The following is a 22,280-nucleotide window of genomic DNA, read 5'->3' as shown; positions in this document are numbered from 1 at the left end:
CCGTCACGCCCCCGAGAACCGTTCACGGAGCTTGTACTTGAGCACCTTGCGCAGCGCCTCGTTGCGCGGCAGCGCCGTCACGACCTCCAACTGCTCCGGGAGCTTGTGCACCGCCAGCCCCGCTGACCGCAGGAACGAGGTGACCTCGGCCAGCGTGAGCGGAGCGCCGCCCGCGGGCTGTTCCACCACCGCGCAGACGCGTTCGCCGCGCTCGGGGTCCGGCAGGCCGATCACGGCGGCGTCGCGTACGGCGGGGTGCTCGTAGAGCAGTTCCTCGATCTCCTTGGCTGAGATGTTCTCTCCCTTGCGGATGATGACGTCCTTGAGCCGCCCGGCGAGCACGAGGTGTCCGTCCGCGGTCAGCCGGCCCAGGTCGCCGGTGCGGAAGAAGCCGTTCTCGTCGAACGCGGCGGCGGTCTGCTCGGGGTCCGTGTAGCCCTGGCAGACCGCCTCCCCGCGCAGCCTGACCTCGCCGTCCACGATGCGTATCTCCATCTCGGCCGGTGGGCGGCCCTCGGTGGTCGCCAGGTTCTCGGGGGTGTCGAGCGGGGAGCCCATGGTGATCATCGGGGCCTCGGTCATGCCGTAGCCGTGGGTGAGCTGGCAGCCGAGTTCCCGTACCACCTCGTGGTACAGCTCGGGCGGCTTGGGCGCCCCGCCGCCCGCCAGCAGCCGCAGGGTGGGCAGCAGCCGTTCGCCGGCGGGCAGTTGGCGCTGAGCGGCGAGGAACAGGGCGTAGAACGCCGTGCTGCCGCCCGCCAGCGTCACGCCGTGCCCGCGGTAGGCGTCCAGTACCTCCGGAAGTGCGAACCGCTCCACAAGCAGCGCGGGGAACCCGTAGAGCAGCATCATGACCAGGTAGTCCGGACCCCCGATGTGCGCGTACGGGAAGGCGATCGAGCCGACGTCGTCCGGCCGCATCCGCAGCGCGTGGGCCAGGCAGGCGCCGCCCGCGATCAGGCTGCGGTCGGTGTGCAGCACGCCCTTGGGCGCGGAGGTGGTGCCGGAAGTCCAGTAGATCCAGCGCACCTGACGGCCGTCCGTGGGCGGGGGCGGCAGGACGCCGGGATCCGCGTCGGGCAGCCGGTCGTACACGGTGAGCCGCCTTGGCGGGCGCGGGAGCCTGCGGGCGACGCGGTCGGCCATGGCGGCGTGGTCGAAGCCGCGCCAGGTGCCGGGGGTGACCAGGAACCGGGCTTCGGTGCGCTGGACGGCATGGTGGACCTCGCGGTCCCGGTAGACCGGGATCACGGGGCTCTGCACGGCCCCCAGCCGGGCGAGCGCGGCGCAGAGCACGACCGTCTCGATCCGGGTGGGCAACTGCCAGCAGACCGGCGTGCCGGGCCGCACTCCGAGCCGGAACAGACCGGCCGCGGCACGTTCCGCGCGCTCGGCGAACCCGCCGAAGGTCATCCGGCGGTCCGTCTCGTCAAGCAGCGCCGGCGCGTCGGGGCTGAGTGCGGCGCGCCGCGCGATCAGCTCCCACAGGGTGCCGGACGTGCCGAGGTCGTACGGGGTGGTCTCGCTCATCCGGGCCTCCGGTCACGCCTTGTCGGTTGGGGGCGGCGTGGCTACGGTAGATCTGACGAAGCGTCAGATAAAGGGTTCTGGCGAAGGGGAGGCGGCCGTGGAGCTACCGAGGATCATCAGCGTCGACGACCACGTCATCGAGCCCGCCCACCTCTTCGAGACCTGGCTCCCGGCCGGGTACCGCGACCGCGGCCCCAAGCCGCTCACCGCGGGTATCGGCGAACTCGCCTACATCGGAGGGAAGTACCAGATCACCATGGACCCCGACGGCCCGCCCACCGACTGGTGGATCTACGAGGACCTGAAGTTCCCGTACAAGCGCAACATCGCGGCCGTCGGCTTCGACCGGGACGAGATGACCCTTGAGGGCATCACCCGCGATCAGATGCGGCGCGGCTGCTGGGACCCCGCCGAGCGGTTGAAGGACATGGACCTCAACCATGTCGAGGCCTCACTGTGCTTCCCCACCTTTCCGCGCTTCTGCGGCCAGACCTTCGCCGAGGCGCGGGACAAGGAGGTCGCGCTGGCCTGTGTGCGCGCCTACAACGACTGGATGGTGGAGGAGTGGTGCGGGGACAGCGCGGGGCGGCTGATACCGCTGTGCCTGATACCGCTGTGGGACGTGGGATTGGCGGTCGCGGAGATCCGGCGCAACGCCGCGCGCGGGGTCAGGGCGGTCTGCTTCAGCGAGATCCCGACCCATCTGGGGCTGCCCAGCATCCACTGCGGCTACTGGGACCCCTTCTTCGCCGTCTGCGAGGAGACCGGCACCGTCATCAACATGCACATAGGTTCGTCCTCGCAGATGCCCGCGGCCTCACCGGACGCGCCGCCCGCCGTACAGGCCAGCCTCAGCTTCAACAACGCGATGGCGTCCATGATGGACTTCCTGTTCAGTGGCGTGCTGGTGAGGTTTCCCCGGCTCAAACTCGCCTACAGCGAGGGCCAGATGGGCTGGGTGCCGTACGCCCTGGAGCGGGCCGACGACGTCTGGCGGGAGCACCGCGCGTGGGGCGGCGTGCGCGACCTGATCCCGGAGCCGCCGTCCACGTACTACTACCGGCAGGTCTTCTGCTGCTTCTTCCGCGACAAACACGGTGTCGAGTCGATCGACACCGTCGGCCGCGACAACGCGACCTTCGAGACCGACTACCCGCACGTGGACTCCACCTTCCCGCACACCAGGGAGGTGGCCCTGGACCACGTCAAGGGGCTGGACGACGAGACCGTGTACAAGCTGATGCGCGGCAACGCCATCCGGATGCTGGAGCTGGACCTTGACCGCTGAGCTGTGCGCCGGCCGGGTGGTGGCGATCACCGGTGCGGGACGTGGCATAGGCCGCGAACACGCGCTCGCCTTCGCGGCGGCGGGGGCCCGGGTGGTGGTGAACGACCTTGGCGCGGTTGACGATCCGGACGGGTTCGGTGGATCGGCCACGGTCAACGAGCCGTCCGCGGTCGATGCCCCCGGCACGCCGCAGGAGGTCGTCGCGCGGATACGGGAGGCGGGTGGCGAGGCCGTCGCCCACACCGGGGACATCGCTACCTGGCCGGGCGCCGCCTCCCTCGTGCGCACCGCGCTCGACACCTTCGGCGGCCTGGACGTACTGGTCAACAACGCCGGGGTCCTGCGCGACCGGATGCTGGTGTCCATGGACGAGGCGGAGTGGGACACCGTGGTGCGGGTGCACCTGAAGGGGCACTTCGCGCCGCTGCGGCACGCCGCCGCGTACTGGCGGCAACAGGCCAAGTCCGGCGGGCCGGTGGCGGCCCGCGTCATCAACACCACCTCAGGCGCGGGACTGCTGGGCAGCGTCGGGCAGGGCAACTACGCGGCGGCCAAGGCGGGCATCGCCGCCCTCACCGTGGTCGCGGCGGCCGAACTCGGACGCTACGGGGTGACGGTCAACGCCATCGCCCCCGCGGCCCGGACCCGGATGACCGAGCAGGCGATGCCGGAGCTGGTCGCCCGTCCGGAGAACGGGTTCGACACCTACCACCCGGGCAACGTCTCACCGCTGGTGGTCTGGCTGGGCAGCGCGGAGTCCGCCGGGGTGACCGGGCGGGTCTTCGAGGTCGAGGGCGGCCGGGTGTCGCTCGCGGACGGCTGGCGGCACGGCCCGGCGGTGGACGTGGGCCGCCGCTGGACGCCGCCCGAACTCGGCCCCGCCATCGGCCGGTTGCTGGCCAACGCGGCACCGCCCGAGCCGGTCTACGGGCAGTGACGCATGGACCTGACCTACACCGAGGAGGAGGAGGCCTTCCGCGCACGACTGCGCGCCTGGCTCACCGCCGTTCTGCCGACGCTCCCGCCCAAACCCGGCCCGGAGGACTGGCCGGGCCGCAGGGCGTACGACAGTACCTGGCAGCGGATGCTCCACGACGCCGGTTACGCCGGACTGCACTGGCCCGAGGACGCGGGCGGACGCGGCGCCACTCCCACCCAGCACCTGATCTTCCTGGAGGAGACCGAGCGGGCCGGAGCGCCGTACGTCGGCGCCCACTTCGTCGGACTGCTGCACGCCGGACCGACCATCGCCGCCGAGGGCACCCCGGCGCAGCGCCGCCGCTGGCTGCCGCCGATCCTGCGCGGCGACGACGTGTGGTGCCAGGGCTTCAGCGAACCGGAGGCGGGCTCCGACCTCGCCGCACTGCGCACCAGAGCGGTCCTGGACGGTGACACGTACGTGGTGACCGGATCCAAGATCTGGACCTCGCACGCAGAAGTCGCCGACTGGTGCGAGCTGTTGGTGCGCACCGACCCCCGGGCACCCAGGCACCGGGGGATCACCTGGTTGGCGATGCCCATGAGCGCCGACGGCATTAAGGTGCGGCCGCTGCGCACACTCGCTGGATCGAGGGAGTTCGCCGAGGTGTTCCTGGACGAGGTCCGGGTGCCGGTGGCGAACCGGGTGGGCGAGGAGAACGACGGCTGGCGCGTCACCATGGTCACGCTGTCGTTCGAACGCGGCACGGCGTTCGCCGGTGAAGTCATCGCCTGCCAAAGGACGTTGCGTGAGATCGCCGCCATGGCGCGGCGCAACGGCAGCTGGGACGACCAGGCCCTGCGGCGGCGCATCGGACGGCTGGCCGCCGAGTTCTCGGTGCTGTGGCGGCTCATCCAGTGGAACGTCAGCGCGGCGCGGGGCGGTACCGGCGTACCGGGCGCCGGGGGCTCGGTCTTCAAGCTGCGCTACTCCCAGGCGCGCCAGGAGCTGTACGACACGGCGGCGGCGGTACTGGGGGCGGACGCCCTGGACGCCGCACAGGAGTGGACCGCCGACCGTTTGTCCTCGCTGTCGTACACGATCGCCGCCGGCACCTCGCAGATCCAGAAGAACATCGTCGCCGAGCGGATCCTCGGCCTGCCGAAGGGGCCGTGACGTCGTGCGCTTCCAACTGACCGGCGAGCAGCGCGCTTTGCGCCGTGGAGTACGGGACCTGCTGTCCGGGCGGTTCGACCGGGCCCGGATGCGGGCCTGTCTGGGGGACGCCGCGGTGGATCGGAGGCTGTGGCGGGAACTGGGCGCCGCCGGGGTGTTCGGCCTGCGGCTGGACGGGATGGGCCTGGCCGAGGCCGCGTTGGTCTTCGAGGAGGCCGGGCGGGCGCTGCTGCCGGGGCCGCTGGTGGCGACGCACCTGGCGGCGGGGGCGGTGGACGGAGCGGCCGAGGGCGAGACGGTGGTCGCCGGGTGCGACGGCACATTGGTCGATCACCAGGCGGACGCGGACGCGGTGCTGTGGCTCGACGAGGGCGGCGCCCGCGTTCTCGACCCGGCCCAACTGGTCACCGTCGCGCTGCGGTCGGTGGACCCGATGACACCGCTGAACCGGGTCAGGGCGCGGACCGCCGAGGGGCGCGCGGTGCCCGATGCCGCCCGGCTGCGCCAGGAGGCCGTGCTGCTCACCGCCGCCCAACAGTGCGGCAGCGCGGGGCGGACGCTGGAGTCGGCGGTCGAGTACGCGGGTGTCCGGCGCCAGTTCGGGCGGGCGATCGGCACCTTCCAGGCGGTCAAGCACCTGTGCGCGGACATGCTGGTGCGGGTGGAGATGGCCCGTACCGCCGTCTACGCGGCGGCCGTCACCGGTGATCCGGTGGAGATCGCCGCCGCCAAGCTGCTCGCCGACGAGGCCGCCGTCCGCAACTCCCGCGACTGCCTTCAGATCTTCGGCGGGATGGGCTTCACCTGGGAGGCCGATGTGCATCTCCACATGAAACGCGCGTGGTTGTTGTCAACCCGGTTCGCTCGGGAGGGGGAGATCCAGGACGCCCTGGCGCGTTCCCTTTCCGCTCCCGGGATCTGGTAATGATGACCGGGCGGGTACACGGCGTTGCCGCTGGTCGCCAACGGTTGCGGAATGGTGCGATATGCCCGGAATAAGGAGTCACAGAGCGTCGATATCGGGTTGTGTCCGAGGTGTAACTCGTAACGGCGTGGAGTCGGCGCCCCGCTCGGGTACCCTCCATCGGGTGCGAGTGGTTCAGGGGCGCAACAATCGCGACGGTCGTCATGGCGGAGTCCAAGCGGCAACCGGCGCGGTGCTCCACGATGCTCGCGGACGGGGAGAACTCGCCCGTCGGCGCTGGACACGCACGGTGTCGCGCCCATCCACTACCCGTAACGAGCGCGGCCGCGGGGCAGTATGCAGCATGTGTACCGCGTTCCGTTGGAATATGACCGAAGCGCTTGTTGCGGTGACTGTACGTCAATCATGCTGTCCTTCGTCGGCGTCACGGTCGGTGACGGTACGGAGGCGCGAGGCGATGTGTCCGCCGGTTCGGATGGTGTGAGCGGTGCAGGTGCTTCAGGTGCAGTTGGAGGTCTTTCCTGACCCGGCCGAGGTGGGCCGGGCCCGTAGATGGGCCCGCTCCCGGCTGCAGCGGTCGGGCATAGGGGCGGACGAGCCGCTGGCCGAGACACTGCTCCTGCTCATCTCCGAGCTGGTCACCAACGCGGTGGTGCACACCGGCTGTCCGGCCGTGCTGCGGATGCTCTTCCCGGAGGTCGAGGCCTGCGACACGGGCGCCAACGGGACGGTGCGCGTGGAGGTCGCCGACGCCAGCGCCAAGCCTCCGGCGCCACGGCACGCCCAGGGTGACGAGACCGGCGGCCGCGGCCTGGAGCTGGTGGACGGCCTCGCCGACCGCTGGGGCTGGGAGCGGGAGGGCGCCGGCAAGCACATCTGGTGCGAGGTGGACCGCGGCGAGACGGCCCCCGCGGCCACTTCCGCCCGGTACCTGTGCGACGAGCGGCCCATGGCGGCCTACGGCGACGCCATCGGATACCGGGACGACGACCGCGCCGCCGCGGGAACCGTCTCGGGGTCGGCCACCGCTCCCAGGCGCTCGGGCGCCGCCAGAACGGGCTACCTGATCGCCACCGGTGCGACCGGGCTGCCCACCCCGCCGACGAACGGCTCGGGTGTCGCGCTCAGCAGGAACGCGTAGCGGCCGTCCTCGGCGCAGGCCGCGGACAGTTCCTCCAGATTCCAGTTCTGCCCCTGTGGCATGCCCATCTCCACCAGATGGAGCGCGTGCACCGGCAGCCACAGGCCGTCGATCTCGGGCGGGAAGACCTCGAAGGTCAGCGTGTCATCGGCGACCGCCGCCACGTCGCGGGCGTGGAACCACTCGGGGGTGCGGATCGACAGCCCGGGCGACGGGTACGCGTAGCCCTGCCGGTCGCCGCCCAGATACCGCTGGATCTGCCCGGTGCGTACGACAACGATGTCGCCACAGTGGACCCTCGTACCCGCCAGTTCCTCGGCGGTGTCCAGGTCTTCGGGCGTCACGGCATGGCCCTCGGCAAGCCGTTCGACGCCGTGTGCGCGGGCGACGTCCAGCAGGACACCGCGGGAGACCAGGCTGGTGATCTTCTCGGTTCCGCCGAACTCGGCGCCCTGGTGCGCGGTGACGGTGCTCGCGGGGCGGCCGTTGTAGAGGCGGCCGGAGTGCGAGACGTGCCCGAAGCCGTCCCAGTGCGTGGCCGCCTGCAGTCCCATCGTGACCACGTCGTCGCTGGTGGCCACCGTGTCTGGGCCGAACAGCTGCCAGTTGACGGAGGTCATCGTGTGCAGTGGGTTCACCCGGCCCGGGATCGCGCCGGTCTGCACCCCGTCCTGCCTCAGGGGCAGTGCGAGCGGGACGCGGCGGCCGCTTCGGACGGTGCGGACCGCTTCGCGCACCACCTCGTCGGTGATCAGGTTGAGCGTGCCGATCTCGTCGGCGGGGCCCCAACGCCCCCAGTTGTTCACGCGTTTGGCGATGTCATGAAACTGCTCGGGCATCGGCATCCGGGCCTCCTGCGGGGGCTGCGGGGCTTCCGGGGACGCGGGGCTTGCGCGATGGGTCACCGGTGTTCCTAGAATCTAACGCACCGTCAGAAACTGGGGAAGTTCCGTGGGAAGGTTCGGCCGTGGGCGACTTCTTGACCGGCAAGGTCATCGCGATAACCGGCGCGGGGCGGGGGATCGGACGGGCCGTCGCGCTCGCCTGCGCCGCCGAGGGCGCCAAGGTCGTGGTCAACGACCACGGCGTCTCCGTCGAGGGCGGCGAACCGACCAGCGAGGTGGCGGCGGCCGTGGTCAAGGAGATCGAGGCGGCGGGCGGCGACGCCGTCGCCGTGGCCGACGACGTGGCGACCATGTCCGGCGGCGCCCGGGTCGTCGCCACGGCCGTCGAGGCGTACGGGCGGATCGACGGGGCGGTGTGCGTCGCCGGAATCCTGCGCGAGCGCATGCTGTTCAACATGACCGAGCAGGAGTGGGACCCGGTCGTCGCCACCCATCTCAAGGGCACCTTCACCGTCTTCCGCGCCGCCTCCGCCGTGATGCGCCAGCAGCGCTCCGGCACCCTGATCGGCTTCACCAGCGGCAACCACCAGGGCAGCGCCGCCCAGGCCAACTACTCCGCCGCCAAAGGCGGCGTCATCTCCCTCGTCCGCAGCGCCGCACTCGGCCTGCACAAGTACGGTGTGACCGCCAACTGCGTCGCACCGATCGCCCGCACCCGGATGTCCGCCAACGTCCCCATGGAACTCAAGGAGATGGGCGATCCCGAGGATGTCGCGCCGTTCGTGGTCTACCTCCTCAGCGACCGCGCCCGCGAGATCACCGGCCAGGTGTACACCGTCGCCGGCCCCAAGATCGCGGTCTGGGCCCAGCCCCGCGAACTACGCGCCGCCTACGCGGAGGGCACCTGGACACCGCAGCGCATCGCGGACCTCCTGCCCGGCACCGTAGGTACCGACCCGATGCCGTTGCTCGCCCAACTCGAGGCCATGCGACAGGCCGCCGCCACCGGCGACCGCCCCAACGCTTAGGAACCGTCATGGACTTCACCTTCGGTCCGCGCGCCGAGGCGTTCCGCACCGAGGCACGGGCCTGGCTCGCCGAGCATCTGACGCCCACCACGACCAACGGCCGGGCGTGGGAACGCGAGTTGGGCGCGCACGGCTGGATCGGCCTGGGCTGGCAAACCCCGGACGGCGAGCGCGCACCGCTCGACGGCGCACGCGGACCGTATGGGAACCGGCACGGCTCGCTGGTCGAACAGGTCGTCTGGGGCGAGGAGTACGCCCGCGCCGCCGCACCGTCCCGCTGCGGCCACATCGGCGAGAACCTGCTCGCCCCCACCCTGCTCGCCCACGGCACCGCCGCCCAACGCGACCGATTCCTGCCGCCCATCGCCCGTGGCGAGGAACTGTGGTGCCAGGGCTACAGCGAACCAGGCGCCGGATCCGACCTCGCGGGCGTGCGCACCGGGGCCGTCCGGGACACCGGAGCAGCCGACTACCGCGTCACCGGCCAGAAGATCTGGACGTCTCTGGCGCTCGATGCGGACTGGTGCTTCGTCCTGGCCCGCACCGAGCCCGGCTCCACGCGGCACCGCGGACTGTCCTTCCTGCTGGTGCCCATGGACCAGCCCGGCCGCGTCGAGGTCCGGCCCATCCGCCAGATGTCCGGGGAGAGCGACTTCAACGAGGTGTTCTTCGACGGCGCGTACGCGTCCGTGGACCACCGAGTCGGTGCCGAAGGCGATGGCTGGCGCATCGCCATGGCCCTCCTCGGCTTCGAACGCGGCGTCTCCACCCTCGTGCAGCAGATCGGCTTCGCCCGGGAGTTGGACGACATCATGGCGCTCGCCGTCGACAACGGCGCCGCCGACGACCCGGTGTTGCGTGACCGCCTGATCCGGCAGTGGGCCGACCTGCGCATCATGCGCTGGAACGCGCTGCGCACCCTTGGCACCACGGACCCGGCGGCCCCGAGCATGTCCAAACTCCTGTGGGGCCGCTGGCACCAGCGCCTCGGCGAACTGGCGATGGCGGTACGAGGCGCCCCCGCCTCGGCGGGCCCCGTCCTCCGGCCCGCGTCATCATCTTCGGTCGCCGGATCCGACGACCCGAACGCTGACCTTCCATATCAACTCGACTCCCTTCAGCGGATGTTCCTGTTCAGCCGCGCCGACACCATCTACGGCGGATCCGACGAGATCCAGCGGACGATCATCGCCGAGCGCGTCCTCGGGCTCCCGAAGGAACCCCGCCCATGACCGCCGAGTCCGCCCCCGGGCGGCCCACCGAGTCCGGCGTCACCATCAGCGGTGGCGCGGGCGGTCAGACGCGCCCACCGGCGTACGAGCCACCCCATGGACTCCTTGCGGGACGTACCGTCCTGATAACCGCCGCCGCGGGCACCGGAATCGGCTTCGCCACCGCCGAACGCTGCGCCGAGGAAGGCGCCACCGTGGCCATCAGCGACCGCCACGAACGCCGCCTGGCCGCGTCCGCCGAGCAACTCGCCGACATCATGGGCAGCAAGCCCCTCGCAGTGCCCTGCGATGTGACCGTCGAGGCCGACGTACGGCGGCTGTTCGCGACCGCCAGTGCCGAACTCGGCTGTATCGACGTCCTGGTCAACAACGCGGGCCTGGGCGGTACCGCCGAACTCGTCGACATGACCGACGAGCAGTGGTGCCAGGTCCTCGACACCACGCTGGGCGGCACCTTCCGCTGCACCCGCGCCGCCCTACGGCACATGTGTCCCCGGGGCACCGGCGTGATCGTCAACAACGCCTCCGTACTGGGCTGGCGCGCCCAGGCCGGACAGGCCCACTACGCCGCGGCCAAGGCCGGTGTCATGGCGCTGACCCGATGCGCGGCCATCGAGGCCGCCCCGCACGGTGTGCGGGTCAACGCCGTCGCCCCCTCTCTCGCCATGCACCCCAACCTGGCCAAGGTCACCAGTGACGCACTGCTCGGCGAACTCACCTCCCGCGAGGCCTTCGGCCGCGCCGCCGCACCCTGGGAGGTCGCCAACGTGATCGTCTTCCTTGCCAGCGGCTACAGCTCCTATCTGACCGGTGAGGTCATATCGGTCTCCTCTCAACACCCCTGATACCGCGGCCGCTTGCATGTCCAGCGGGTGACCGGACCAACGAGCCCAGCGAAGGGCACCGACGAATGAAGCGCTACGCGCACTGGATCAACGGACGGCGCCAGCCCGCCCAGAACCACTATCCGGTCGTCAACCCCGGCACCGAGCAGGTCATCGGCCTTGCCCCGGAAGCGACCCGAGACGATGTGGACGCCGCGGTCCAAGCCGCGCGCACCGCGTACGAGGACTGGAGCCGCACCACGCCCCGGGAGCGCGCCGCCGTGCTGGACAGCGTCGCGGACCTGCTGGCCGCCCGTGCCAAGGACCTCGTGCCGCTGCTCCAGGCAGAGACCGGGGCGACGATGCGGGTGGCGTCCACCATGCAACTGCCCACGGCCGCGGAGCGCTTCCGGCGCTATGCGCGTGGGGCGACCGAGGCTGACACGATCCCCTTGGCGCCGCTGCCGGTGAAGGCGTCCCCGCTGGCCCCCGGAGGACTGCTCGGCGCGGCGGCCGTCCGGCGCCCGGTCGGCGTCGTCGGCTGTATCACCTCGTACAACTTCCCCGTGGTGAATCTGGCGGGGAAGGCCGCTCCGGCACTGGCCATGGGCAACACGGTCGTGGCCAAGCCCGCGCCGCAGGACCCGTTGACCTGTCTCCTTCTCGGCGAGATCTTCCAGCAGGCCGGCCTGCCGGACGGAGTGTTCAACGTGGTGGCCGGATCCGGTGCCGCGGCCGGTGAGGACCTGGTCGGGCACCCCGATGTCGACATGATCAGTTTCACTGGTTCCACCTCCGTGGGTAAGGCGATAGCCGAATCGGCTGGACGGTCGATGAAGCGAACCCTCATGGAACTCGGTGGCAAGGGAGCCGCGATCGTCCTGGACGACGTGACCGACGGGGCACTGAAAAACGCGGTGGGCGGCGTCGGCTCAACGTGGTCGTTCCACAGCGGACAGATCTGCACGGCACCGACCCGGGTACTCGTCCATCGCGCGCTGTACGAGAAGGTCGTCACCGGTCTTCAACGCTACGCCGAGGCACTGACAACCGGGGACCCTGTGGATAACTCCACGATCGTCGGCCCGTTGATCAGCGCCGCCCACCGCGACCGCGTCGAGTCCTATATCTCCGGGGCCCGGGACCAGGGCGCCCGCATCGTCACCGGCGGTACCCGTCCCGATCTCAAGCCCGGGTACTACGTGGCGCCCACCCTCATCGCCGACGTCCGGCCGGAGACGGCGGTGGCCCAGGAGGAGATCTTCGGGCCGGTGGTCGTCGCCATCCCCTTCGACACCGAGGCCGACGCGGTCGAGATCGCCAACGGCACCGCGTACGGCCTGTACGACTACGTCTTCTCGGGCGACGCCGGTCGCGCCTGGCGGCTCGCCGGTCGGCTGCGCAGCGGGAACGTCGGGATCAACACCGTGCAGCGGCATCCCGAAACGCCCTTCGGCGGATTCAAGGACAGCGGAGTCGGCCGGGACGGCGGCTCCTTCGGCCTGCACGCGTACAGCGAACTCCAGTCGGTGGTCTGGCCCTCGTGAGGAACCGGCGGTCGTGAGGACGGTGGATATGAGAGGCGTCATCTTCGACGGCGAGCAGCCCCGGGTCGTGGACGACCTCGCGGTACGCGCACCCGGGCCGGGCGAAGTCGAGGTCCGCATCCGGGCCGCGGGGTTGTGCCACAGCGACCTTTCGGTGATCGACGGCACGATCCCCTTCCCGGTACCCGTCGTGCTCGGTCACGAGGGCGCGGGCGTGGTCGAGTCGGTCGGCGCGGGCGTGAGCCACGTCGCGCCCGGCGATCACGTCGCGCTGTCCACGTTGGCGAACTGCGGTACCTGCGCCGAGTGCGATCAAGGCCGTCCGACCATGTGCCGCAGTGCGATGGGCCGTCCGGAACGGCCGTTCAGCCGTGGCGGCGAGGCGCTCTACAACTTCGCGGCCAACTCCGCTTTCGCGGAGCGCACCATCGTCAAGGCGGTGCAGGCGGTGCCCATCCCCAAGGAGGTCCCCCTCACCTCAGCGGCGTTGATCGGCTGCGCGGTCCTGACCGGCGTCGGCGCCGTTCTCAACCGGGCCAGGGTCGGCCTCGGCGAATCGGTGGTCGTCATCGGCACCGGTGGCATCGGCCTGAACGTCATCCAGGGCGCGCGGCTCGCCGGTGCGCGGCGCATCGTCGCCATCGACGCGAACCCGGCGAAGGAAGCGGCCGCCCGGCAGTTCGGCGCCACCGACTTCATCGACGCCTCGGAGGACGCCGACCCGGTCAAGGCCGTCCATGCCCTTCTGCCGACCGGCGCCGACCACGCCTTCGAATGCGTGGGGCACGTCAGACTCATCCGTCAGGCCGTCGACCTGCTGGACCGGCACGGCCAGGCCGTACTGCTCGGCGTACCGCCCGCGGGCGCCGAGGCTTCGTTCCAGGTCTCCACCATGTACCTGGACAAGTCCATTCTCGGCTGCCGGTACGGATCCTCACGGCCGCAGCGGGACATCGCGCTGTACGCCGAGCTGTACCGCCAACGTCGGCTCCTGCTCGATGAGTTGGTCACCAGGAGCTATCCGGTCGAGGAGTTCGCCGAAGCAGCCGACGACGCGCGTCACGGGCGGGTGGCCCGGGCGGTCCTCACCTTCTGAAGGGGCCTGGCGTCGGCCGACGTTCCGGCCTTCTCGCCTTGCGAGTCCAGTGGAAGGCCGTGCCGCGGCTCTAGCCGGAGACGGTGCCGAAGCGTCCCTGGTGGAAGATGAGCGGCGACGGCGCACCTCGCCGCGGGGTGCCCAGGGCGGCGACATGGCCGACGACAATGAGGTGGTCGCCGCCTGTGTGCACGGCGTGAATCGTGCAGTCGATCCAGGCGGGGACCCCGGCGAGCAGCGGCGCACCGGTCGCGGGGGCGGGAGACCATTCCACTCCGGCGAACTTGTCGCCGCCGCTGACGGCGAATGCCCGGCACAGTTCGCTCTGGTCGGCGCCGAGCACGTTGGCGCAGAAGACTCCGGCGCCGGCGATCCGTGGCCAGGTGCTGGACGTACGGCCGACCATGAACGCGACCAGCGGCGGGTCCAGCGACAGCGAGACGAAGGACTGGCAGGCGAAGCCGGCGGGGCCGCGCCCCTTGTCGGGTGCGCCTGGTGCGGTGATGACCGTGACGCCGCTGGCGAAGTGGCCCAGCACCCGGCGGAACTCGCCCTGATCCAGCGGTGCCCGCTCGTCCTCTCGTACCGCGCGCAGTTCCGGTCGTGGCATCGCCGCGACGGGAGCGGCGGTTGTCGGTGCCCCGACCGACCTGAGGTAGCGGACCGCCGTAGCCGCCATTCCCGCGTGTCCCATCACATTAACCATTAAAACTGACGCTTAGTCAGATTGGAAGGTGTGGGGGCTTCGCTGTCGGTCAGCGGCCCCGGAAGTGCGGGGTGCGGCGTTCAACGAAGGCCAGGACGCCTTCCTGGGCGTCCGCGGTGGTCATGTTGATCTCCTGAGCGGCGGCTTCGGCGGCGAACGCGGTGCTCCGGTCCGACACCAGTGAGGAGTTGACCAGTTGCTTGGTGAGCGCCAGCGCGCGGGTGGGGCCGGACGCCAGCCGACAGGCCCACTCCCGGGTGGCCTTCATCAACTCGTCGGCGGGCACGACACGGTTGACCAACCCCAGACGCTGGGCGGCGTCCGCAGGCAGGTCGTCGCCGAAGAACATCAGCTCCTTGGCGCGCTGCGGACCGACCAGCCGGGGGAGCAGATAGGCGCCACCTCCGTCGGGGACGAGTCCGCGTCGCACGAACACCTCGATGAACCTCGCGCCCTCGGCCGCGATGACGAGGTCGCAGGCGAAAGCGAGGTGTGCCCCGACCCCGGCGGCGGTGCCGTTCACCGCCGCGATCACCGGCTTCTCGCAGTCCAGCACGGCGGCGATCAGCCGCTGGGCGCCGCGCCGTATGGTTCGCGCGACGTCGCCCGCGATGCGTTCGCCGGGAGGTCGGCTCGCGCTGGCGGGGTTGCCTGGGCGGGGGGCGGACCTGGCGCGCAAGTCGGCTCCGGCGCAGAACGCCCGGCCCGTACCGGTGATCACGACGGACCTGACCAGCGGATCGCCGGAGGCGTCGCCCAGCAGGCCGACGAGGCGTTCGCGCTGGTCGGGGGCGAGCGCGTTCATCGCCTCCGGCCGGTTGAGGGTGATCCAGGAGACGCCGTTGTCAGTGGCCTGGAGTACAAAGGAATCGACGGACGGACCGATGGATTCTTCGGGGGAGGAAGTCATGAACGTCCTTGGTCGCGATCGGAAGTCTCGGCCGCCCACACGGCGTCGGCCGGTTGCCGCACGCGGCTCACCGGCACACCGCGAGCGCGTCCAGCGCCACGGCGCCCTGACCGCGCGGCAGCACCATCAACGGGTTGATGTCCAGTTCGGCGAGGCTGTCGTCGAGTTCCATCGCCATGCGCTCCAGGCGCAGGACAACATCCACCAACGCCTCTGTGTCGGCGGGCGGTTGGCCGCGTACGCCGTCGAGAAGGGGGTACCCGCGCAGCTCCCGGAGCATCGCGTGGGCCTCCTCGGCCCCGAACGGTGGTACGCGAACCGCTGTGTCCCGCAGGACCTCGACCAGTACGCCGCCGAGCCCGACCGTCACGGTGGGCCCGAACAGCGGGTCGTGGCTGACACCGACGACCATCTCCACGCCCTGCTCCACCATCTGGCAGACCAGGATTCCGTCCAGCTCGAAGTTTCCGAAGCGGGCGATGTCGGTCAGCTCCCGGTAGGCGTCCCGGACCTGGCTGGCGGAGGTCAATCCGACCTGGACAAGCCCGAGTTCGGTCTTGTGCGAGAGCCGGGCTCCGGATGCCTTCATCACGATCGGGTAGCCGACGAGTCCCGCCGCGCGCACCGCCCCGGCGGCACTGTTCACCAACTGCTCGCGTGGCACGCGGATTCCGTAAGCCCGCAGCAACTGCTTGGCCGCGTGTTCACTCAACTGCTGGCCGCGGCACAGCAGTGGTCGGGCCTTGCGGACGGACGGGGAGAGCGTGCGTGGAGCGTCGGCGAAGGGAGACCGGTAGTCGGCGACGAATCGGTGGTGGTCGAGGTAGGCCTTGATCGCGTTGACACAGTTGCCGAAGGTGCGGAACGTGACGACCTTGGAGGAGCCCAGGAGCGTGCTGCGATAGGCCGCCTCGGTGCCCACCGGCGAGCCCCACACCACGCACACCAGCTTGTCCGTGCGCTCCGCCGCGTCCACCAGGTCCTGGGCCAGCTTGTCGCTCATGGGCGGGAACGGCCCGGTGATGGGGCAGACCAGTACGCCCACTGCCGGGTCGGCCAGGATCGCGTCGATGATCTTGCGTCCCCGCCAGTCACCCACTGGGTGGCCGCCGTTGTCCACCGGATTGGCCACGTTCAGGTACTCGGGTATCCACTGGTGCAACTCGGACTGCTTGTGTTCGGACAGCACGGGCAGTGGCAGACCCGCCGCGCTGGCCAGGTCGGAGAAGTGCGCGCCGGTGCCGCCGGAGATGGAGTAGACGACGACACCATCGGCGCTCGGCGGTTTGGCGCGTGCCAACAGCTGGGCGGTGTCCTGGAGTTCGTCGAGGCCGTTGACCCGGATGACGCCGAACTGCTTGAAGGCCGCGTCGGTGACGGCGTCCGAGCCGGTCAGCTTGCCGGTGTGCGAGGCGGCCGTACGAGCGCCGGTCTCGGTCCTGCCGACCTTGATCGCGACGATCGGGACCTTGTTCCTGGCCGCCCGATCGGCGGCGAGCATGAACGAACGGCCGTCCTTGAGCCCTTCCACATATGCGGCGATGGCCCCCACCTCGGCCTGTTCGGCGAAGTACGAGATGAAGTCGGCCGCTTCCAGGTCGGACTCGTTGCCGGTGGGCGCCCAGTGGCTGAGCCGGATGCCCAACTCCTGAAGGGCGAAGACCGGGCGGCCCTGATGGCCTGACTGGGTGATCAACGCGATCGCTGGGCCTTCCAGGTCGTCGCGGAACCGCTCGAAGGCGTTGAGATTGGTGTTCGGCCCGAGCAGCCGCAGGCTCGAGCGGGTCACCGCCTCGGCCAGACGCTGCTGGGCGGCGGCGCCCGCCGCACCGGTCTCGGCGAACCCGGAGGCGAACGCGACAGCGAACTTCGCCTTGGCCTCGGCCAGTTGCTCCACCACCGGCAGCGGGTCGGCGACCAGTAGCACGGCGAGGTCCAGCGGCTGCGGCAACTGCGCTACGGACCCGTGGCAGGGCAGCCCGAAGACCGTCTCGCGCCCCGGGTTGACGGGAAGGAGCCGGGCGCCGACGCGTTCGGCCCAGGCCATCAGCTGACGGGTGATGCCGGTGTTCGGCTTGCCCTCGGCGTCCGAGGCGCCGATCACGGCCACCGTCTCCGGGTGGAAGAACCGGTCGAGGTCGGGCACCGGGGCGTACAGCGGCCGTCCGCTGACGTCGAGGTCCGCGGCGCCGTGCACGGTGGGTGCAGGACGCTCACCGCAGGCCACGGCCCGCGCCGAACGGGGATCGGTGCTGAGGCTGCCGTGTGTCGATCCAAGCATGGGTCCCGCCCGTTCCTGATGCGGTGTTGACGTAACTGACGCATAGTCAGATTACTGAATGGATTGGGCGGCAGGAACTGGTCAGTAGCGAGAAGCTTCCACAGGGGCGCGTGTGGACCGAGGGGTAGGGAGGGCTTCGCCCAGGGAGCGGGCGGTGGATCAACGAACGTGCCAGATGCCGGGGATTCGATGAGGGAGGAGTTCGGTGATGCACACACTCTGGCTTACCGGCGGCGACTGGCTCGCCGTGCTGCGCATAGGCCTCGGTCTGTGGTGGTTGGAGAGTTGGCGGCACAAGGACAAGCGGGCCTGGTTCGAGCGCGGTTCGGGCATCGCCTGGGCAGCGGATATCGCGGGGAAGCACCGCTGGGCCTTGGTGCGCAACGGCTTCAGTGCCGTCGTGGCCCCTCGGCCCAAGGCGATCGCCCATGTGGTGGTCTACGCCGAACTCGCCCTCGGCCTGGGTCTGACGCTCGGGTTGCTCACGCCGATAGCCCTGGTGGGCGGCCTACTGCTCAACCTCGTCTATTTCATGCTGATGATCCACGACTGGGCCGAGCAGGGGCAGAACTCGATGATGGCGCTGATATCGCTGGTGGGACTGTTCGCCATGTGCTGGCAGCACTGGTCACTCGACGCGGCGTTCGGACTCTTCTGACGGTGGAACGTGAGCGGAAGGAACAGCCATGCCAGAAGTGCGCTTCGACCGGCCGGAGATCGACTCCTTCACCCGCCCCTACTGGGACGCGGCGGCCGAAGGCAGGTTGCTGGTCAGACGGTGCCGGGACTGCGGGGTCGCGCACCACTATCCGCGTGAGTTCTGTCCGGGCTGCTGGAGCGAAGCCGTCGACTGGGAGGAGGCCAGTGGTAAGGCCACGCTCTACACCTGGTCGGTTGTCCATCGCAACGATCTGCCGCCCTTCGGGAACCGTGTGCCTTACATCGCCGCGGTGGCCACTCTCGCCGAAGGGCCGCGCATGATGACGGAGGTGGTCGACTGCACGGAGTCCGATCTGCGGATCGGAGCTGAACTTCGGGTGGCCTTCCGCACCATGGCGGACGGCGGAACGTGCACGATCCCCGTATTCCGCTTGGCCGGTACAGGTGTTGAATGAGTGCATGGTGCGACCTGTCGAACTCCAGGCCTACGGACTGACGTTGCGCCCCTGGGAGGAGGGCGATGCGAAGGCCGCGCTACGCGGTCTGTCGGACCCGGACTTCAACCGCTGGAACACGCCCGCGGCGCGGATCGAGGACGAGAGGGGCGCGCTGAGGTTCATACGCAGCCGCAGGGAGGGGTGGGTGCGTGGTGACATGCTCTCGTTCGCCGTCTCCGAGGACGGCGATGTGCGTGGCCATGTCGGCGTGCAGTTGTCCGACCCGAGGATGCGCAGTGGACGGGTCGGCTACTGGGTGATCCGGGAGGAGCGGGGACGGCGCATAGCGGCGCGGGCGCTTGAGGCGGTCACCCGGTGGGCGTTTCGCGATCTCGGCCTCTACCGGCTGGAGTTGGGCCACGATCTCGACAACGAGGCGTCCTGTGCGGTCGCCCGCCGGTGCGCGTACGCCTATGAGGGGCTGTTGCGTGGCGCGCGGATCGATCTGGACGGTGTGCCTCGCGACCTGCATCTGCACGCCCGACTCGCCGTCGATCCGGCACCCGAGGCGCCGACCGCTCCCTGACCGTGCCGGTTCCGGCCGCGCGGCGCCAGGTGTGTCAGTCGCGCCCCAGGACGACGGTGCCCGAGGAGCAGAACCAGCCGCCCGTCCCGGAGGCCACAGCCAGCCGGGGGAGCCGCCCACCCGCTCCGCGCACCTGGTGGCCGCCCGCCTCGCCCCTCAACTGCCGTACGGCTTCCACGAGAAGGAACAGTCCGCGCATACCGGGATGGCAGGCGGACAGCCCGCCACCGTCGGTGTTGACCGGGAGTTCGCCATCGGTCAGCAGCCGCCCCTTCGTGACGAAGGCCCCGCCCTCGCCCTTGCCGCAGAAGCCCAGGTCCTCCAGCGTCACCAGCGTCATGTAGGTGAACGCGTCGTAGATCTGGGCGACATCGATCTCGGACGGTCGGATTCCGGCGCGTTCGAAGGCAAGCCGTCCGGAGACCGTCGCGGGTGAGACGGTGAAGTCCTCCCACTGGGACGTCGCGGAGTGCGATACGCACTCGCCGGTGCCCAGGATCCAGACAGGCGGCTTGGCGGTGTCCGGTACGTACTCCTCGGCGGCGAGCAGTACAGCGCAGCCGCCGTCGGAGCGGATGCAGCAGTGCAGCTTGGTGAACGGATCGGCGATCATCGGGCCCGAGAGCACCTCGTCCACGGTGATCGGTGTGCGGTACATCGCGTCGGGGTTGCGGCTGGCGTTCCCCCGGGCCTGGACTGCCACCTCGGCGAGCTGTTCCAGCGTGGTGCCGTACTCGTGCATATGGCGGCGGGCGGCCATCGCGTACTTGGCGATCAGCGTGTGGCCGTAGGGCGCCTCGAACTGCAGCGGGCCATGGGCGCCCAGGGAGAGGTTTGCGGTTCGGCGTCCGGCCTTGAGATCGGCGCGGGCGGTGGAGCCGTAGGCCAGCAGGACGGCGTTGGCGTGCCCGGCGGTGATGGCGTCGGCGGCGTGCGCCGCCATCACCTCCCAGGTCGAGCCGCCAACGGAGGTGGAGTCGACCCAGGTGGGGCGCAGTCCCAGGTATTCGGCCACCTCGACGGGTGCCAGGGTGCCCAGTCCCGCCGAGCCGAAGCCGTCGATGACCGACCGGTCGAGTCCGCTGTCCGCCAGGGCGCGTCGGGCGGCCTGCGCGTGCAGGGCGTAGGCGGTGCGCTCATCGACCCGGCCGCAGTCGGCCAGGGCCACGCCGACGACGGCGACCTTGCGGAGGGCACGGGATATCACGGATGTCGACACGTAACTGACGGTACATCAGTTTGGTGAGGGCCGCGCAATGTCGTCATGGCGCACCCCTGTGCGCGTACTGTCTTGCTCTCTAACATGACGGATCGTCAGTTAATGAGAGTGCTGCGGTGGATCACCTGGAAGGACCCGCCGATGGATGCCGCGTTCACCGAGGAACAGGACGAGATCCGGCGCACCCTGCGCGACCTGCTGCGCAAGCGGTGCGGACCGGAGCAGGTCAGGGCCGCGTGCCGCACACCCGCCGGCTATGACGTCGAAGTGTGGCGAGAGCTGGCCAAGCGGCTCGGGATGCCGGGTTTGGCCCTCCCGCCGCGGTACGGGGGCGTCGGCTGCGGTCCGACCGAGCTGGTGCTGGCGAGCGAGGAGGCCGGCCGGGTGCTGCTGCCCGCTCCGCTGCTGACCAGCTGCGTGCTGGTGGCACCGCTTGTCGCGGAGTTGGGCAGCGAGGAGCAGCGGATCGGTTACCTGCCGCGCATCGCGGCGGGCGAGCTGACGGCCGCATTGGCCGCTCCCGGGCCGCTGAGCGCCGTTCTCGGGCTGACCGGCCCGAACCACGGCCCCTGGCCCGGGGGCGGCCGAGCCGGCGGCGTACAGGCCCGGCAGCTCGCGGACGGCTGGCGGCTCTACGGTCAGGTGGACCAGGTGCTGGACGGGCACAGCGCTGGGCTGCTGCTGGTCGCCGCGCATACCGGCGGCTACGTGCGGGGCCGCACTCACCTGTTCATGGTGGACGCGGGGGCGTCCGGACTGACCCGCACCCGGCTCACCACGCTTGATGAGACCCGTCCGCAGGCCCGCGTGGAGCTGCGTGACGTGGCCGGCGTGCCCCTGGGCGAAGCGGCCGCGCCGGCGCCGGACGAGCTGACGGCGGCACTGGTGCGCACCGGCGGGCTCGCCGCGGCCGTGCTGGCCGCTCAGGCGGTGGGGGCGGCGGACTTCGCGCTGTCCAGCACGGTGGCGTATCTGCGGGTGAGAGAGCAGTTCGGACGGCCCGTCGGATCGTTCCAGGCAGTCAAACACCGCCTCGCCGACGGCTATGTGCGAGTGCAGGCGGCACGTTCCGCCGCGTACTACGCCGCCTGGGCGGTGGGCCGCGAGGGCCCGGTCGACGGCGGCGGTATGGAGGACGACATCGGTGTCGTCGGTCCACTGGCGCTCGCGCAGGCGCTGGAGACGCTGAACCAGGTGGCCGCGGAGTCGATCCAGCTCCATGGTGGGATCGGCTTCACCTGGGAGCACCACGCGCATCTGTACTTCAAGCGGGCCGCCGCCGATGAGTTGATCTTCGGTCCGGTACACCGGCTGCGGGCGCGGGCCGCGCGGCGTGCCGGGTTGTTCGGTTCCACTGTTGCCGAGGAGGCGGTCGCGTGATGGCGTCAGGTGCGGTCCGGCGGATCGTTCAGGAGGTCTCGTCCAGCCGGGCGTTCGCGAAGGTGGCGCCGCATGTCCTCCCGGCGCTGGATCGGCTGGTCCATCGGCTGACCGGCGGCAAGGTGCTGCTGGGCACCCGGATGCTGCCGAGCGTGGTCCTGACCTCCACAGGGGCGCGCAGCGGGCAGCCGCGGCAGACCCCGTTGGCCTGCATGCCCGTCAAGGACGGCACGTTTGTGCTGGTGGGCAGCAACTTCGGGCGACCGGATCACCCAGCCTGGACAGGCAACCTGATCAGGAATCCGAGCGCTCGCATCAGCTGGAAGGGCCGCGATATCCCGGTCACGGCCGCGTTGCTCGAAGGCGCCGAGCGTGCGCGGGTGTGGGAGGCGGTGGTGCGCTTCTGGCCGCCGTACGCGAAGTACGCGGCGCGGGTGGAGCGGGAGATCCGGCTGTTCCGGCTCACTCCGCGCGACTGACCGAGCGCCATCTGGAGCGGGGGGCGGACGCCCATACGCCGACGCGGGCGCCGGACCGGCTACCTCCCCCG

Annotated in this window: 20 protein-coding genes and 1 pseudogene; 15 read left to right on the top strand and 6 right to left on the bottom strand. The window is 70.6% G+C overall.

Going from position 1 to position 22,280, the window contains the following annotated elements:
- Window positions 1–3: 3 nt before the first annotated feature.
- Window positions 4–1,530: a class I adenylate-forming enzyme family protein gene (locus tag P3G67_RS30435; RefSeq protein ID WP_276096369.1), complete on the bottom strand. Its 1,527-nt coding sequence runs from the start codon at window positions 1,528–1,530 to the stop codon at window positions 4–6.
- Window positions 1,531–1,627: 97 nt separating this feature from the next.
- On the opposite strand from P3G67_RS30435, the gene P3G67_RS30430 reads away from it, so the two are divergent.
- The 5 genes and pseudogenes from P3G67_RS30430 to P3G67_RS30410 form a co-directional block, all read left to right on the top strand.
- The gene (locus P3G67_RS30430) at window positions 1,628–2,818 is read left to right on the top strand and encodes an amidohydrolase family protein (RefSeq protein ID WP_276096368.1); all 1,191 of its coding nucleotides are present in this window, start codon (window positions 1,628–1,630) and stop codon (window positions 2,816–2,818) included.
- Window positions 2,808–3,755: an SDR family oxidoreductase gene (locus tag P3G67_RS30425; protein ID WP_276096367.1), complete on the top strand. Its 948-nt coding sequence runs from the start codon at window positions 2,808–2,810 to the stop codon at window positions 3,753–3,755. Before P3G67_RS30430 ends, P3G67_RS30425 begins: the two co-directional genes overlap by 11 nt.
- Window positions 3,756–3,758: 3 nt before the next feature.
- A complete protein-coding gene (locus P3G67_RS30420; RefSeq protein ID WP_276096366.1) occupies window positions 3,759–4,913 on the top strand; it encodes an acyl-CoA dehydrogenase family protein in 1,155 nt (384 codons plus the stop codon).
- Window positions 4,914–4,917: 4 nt separating this feature from the next.
- Complete coding sequence (locus P3G67_RS30415; RefSeq protein WP_276096365.1) at window positions 4,918–5,838, top strand: acyl-CoA dehydrogenase family protein; 921 nt, start codon at window positions 4,918–4,920, stop codon at window positions 5,836–5,838.
- A 487-nt stretch (window positions 5,839–6,325) separates the two neighbouring features.
- Window positions 6,326–6,736: pseudogene (locus P3G67_RS30410) on the top strand (ATP-binding protein); the annotation flags it as partial.
- 161 nt (window positions 6,737–6,897) lie between these two features.
- On the opposite strand, the gene P3G67_RS30405 reads toward P3G67_RS30410, so the two are convergent.
- Window positions 6,898–7,824, bottom strand: coding sequence for a cyclase family protein (locus tag P3G67_RS30405; RefSeq protein WP_276096397.1), 927 nt, complete (start codon window positions 7,822–7,824; stop codon window positions 6,898–6,900).
- 122 nt (window positions 7,825–7,946) lie between these two features.
- Between P3G67_RS30405 and P3G67_RS30400 the strand changes: the two genes are divergently transcribed.
- The 5 genes from P3G67_RS30400 to P3G67_RS30380 all read left to right on the top strand — a co-directional run bounded on the left by P3G67_RS30400 (window position 7,947) and on the right by P3G67_RS30380 (window position 13,551).
- Entirely contained in the window at window positions 7,947–8,852 is a 906-nt protein-coding gene (locus P3G67_RS30400; RefSeq protein ID WP_276096364.1) for an SDR family oxidoreductase, read from the top strand.
- An 8-nt stretch (window positions 8,853–8,860) separates the two neighbouring features.
- Window positions 8,861–10,084: an acyl-CoA dehydrogenase family protein gene (locus tag P3G67_RS30395; protein WP_276096363.1), complete on the top strand. Its 1,224-nt coding sequence runs from the start codon at window positions 8,861–8,863 to the stop codon at window positions 10,082–10,084.
- Entirely contained in the window at window positions 10,081–10,929 is an 849-nt protein-coding gene (locus tag P3G67_RS30390; RefSeq protein WP_276096362.1) for an SDR family oxidoreductase, read from the top strand. Before P3G67_RS30395 ends, P3G67_RS30390 begins: the two co-directional genes overlap by 4 nt.
- A 65-nt stretch (window positions 10,930–10,994) precedes the next feature.
- Window positions 10,995–12,455 carry an aldehyde dehydrogenase family protein gene (locus tag P3G67_RS30385; RefSeq protein WP_276096361.1) on the top strand — a complete coding sequence of 487 codons (1,461 nt, stop codon included), beginning with the start codon at window positions 10,995–10,997 and terminating at the stop codon, window positions 12,453–12,455.
- Window positions 12,456–12,483: 28 nt separating this feature from the next.
- On the top strand, window positions 12,484–13,551 hold the full coding sequence (locus P3G67_RS30380; RefSeq protein WP_276096360.1) for a Zn-dependent alcohol dehydrogenase: 1,068 nt from the start codon (window positions 12,484–12,486) through the stop codon (window positions 13,549–13,551).
- 70 nt (window positions 13,552–13,621) lie between these two features.
- Here P3G67_RS30380 and P3G67_RS30375 read toward each other — a convergent pair whose 3' ends face one another.
- The 3 genes from P3G67_RS30375 to P3G67_RS30365 all read right to left on the bottom strand — a co-directional run bounded on the left by P3G67_RS30375 (window position 13,622) and on the right by P3G67_RS30365 (window position 17,448).
- Complete coding sequence (locus tag P3G67_RS30375; RefSeq protein ID WP_276096359.1) at window positions 13,622–14,245, bottom strand: flavin reductase family protein; 624 nt, start codon at window positions 14,243–14,245, stop codon at window positions 13,622–13,624.
- A 61-nt stretch (window positions 14,246–14,306) separates the two neighbouring features.
- The gene (locus P3G67_RS30370) at window positions 14,307–15,167 is read right to left on the bottom strand and encodes an enoyl-CoA hydratase/isomerase family protein (RefSeq protein ID WP_276096358.1); all 861 of its coding nucleotides are present in this window, start codon (window positions 15,165–15,167) and stop codon (window positions 14,307–14,309) included.
- Window positions 15,168–15,234: 67 nt separating this feature from the next.
- Window positions 15,235–17,448 (bottom strand): acetate--CoA ligase family protein, encoded by a 2,214-nt coding sequence (locus P3G67_RS30365; protein WP_276096357.1) that lies wholly within the window; start codon window positions 17,446–17,448, stop codon window positions 15,235–15,237.
- Between the two features lie 208 nt (window positions 17,449–17,656).
- Here P3G67_RS30365 and P3G67_RS30360 point away from each other — a divergent pair, with 208 nt between their 5' ends.
- The 3 genes from P3G67_RS30360 to P3G67_RS30350 are packed head-to-tail and all read left to right on the top strand — an operon-like array spanning window position 17,657 to window position 19,131.
- Window positions 17,657–18,106, top strand: a complete 450-nt coding sequence (locus P3G67_RS30360) for a DoxX family protein (protein WP_276096356.1) — start codon at window positions 17,657–17,659, stop codon at window positions 18,104–18,106.
- A gap of 28 nt (window positions 18,107–18,134) precedes the next feature.
- Window positions 18,135–18,563 (top strand): Zn-ribbon domain-containing OB-fold protein, encoded by a 429-nt coding sequence (locus P3G67_RS30355; protein WP_276096355.1) that lies wholly within the window; start codon window positions 18,135–18,137, stop codon window positions 18,561–18,563.
- A gap of 4 nt (window positions 18,564–18,567) precedes the next feature.
- Window positions 18,568–19,131 (top strand): GNAT family N-acetyltransferase, encoded by a 564-nt coding sequence (locus P3G67_RS30350; RefSeq protein WP_276096354.1) that lies wholly within the window; start codon window positions 18,568–18,570, stop codon window positions 19,129–19,131.
- 34 nt (window positions 19,132–19,165) lie between these two features.
- On the opposite strand, the gene P3G67_RS30345 is transcribed toward P3G67_RS30350, so the two are convergent.
- Window positions 19,166–20,350, bottom strand: a complete 1,185-nt coding sequence (locus tag P3G67_RS30345; protein ID WP_276096353.1) for a thiolase C-terminal domain-containing protein — start codon at window positions 20,348–20,350, stop codon at window positions 19,166–19,168.
- Between the two features lie 141 nt (window positions 20,351–20,491).
- Between P3G67_RS30345 and P3G67_RS30340 the strand changes: the two genes are divergently transcribed.
- Window positions 20,492–21,730, top strand: a complete 1,239-nt coding sequence (locus tag P3G67_RS30340) for an acyl-CoA dehydrogenase family protein (RefSeq protein WP_276096396.1) — start codon at window positions 20,492–20,494, stop codon at window positions 21,728–21,730.
- On the top strand, window positions 21,730–22,209 hold the full coding sequence (locus tag P3G67_RS30335; RefSeq protein WP_276096352.1) for a nitroreductase/quinone reductase family protein: 480 nt from the start codon (window positions 21,730–21,732) through the stop codon (window positions 22,207–22,209). The genes P3G67_RS30340 and P3G67_RS30335 overlap by 1 nt, the downstream gene beginning before the upstream one ends.
- The last annotated feature ends 71 nt before the right edge of the window (window positions 22,210–22,280 follow it).

It is taken from the genome of Streptomyces silvisoli (genome assembly GCF_029269905.1).
In the GTDB taxonomy this organism is placed as follows: domain Bacteria; phylum Actinomycetota; class Actinomycetes; order Streptomycetales; family Streptomycetaceae; genus Streptantibioticus_A; species Streptantibioticus_A silvisoli_A.
Note: the sequence above shows the minus strand (reverse complement) of the source record. Positions and strands in the feature narration are given on the sequence as shown.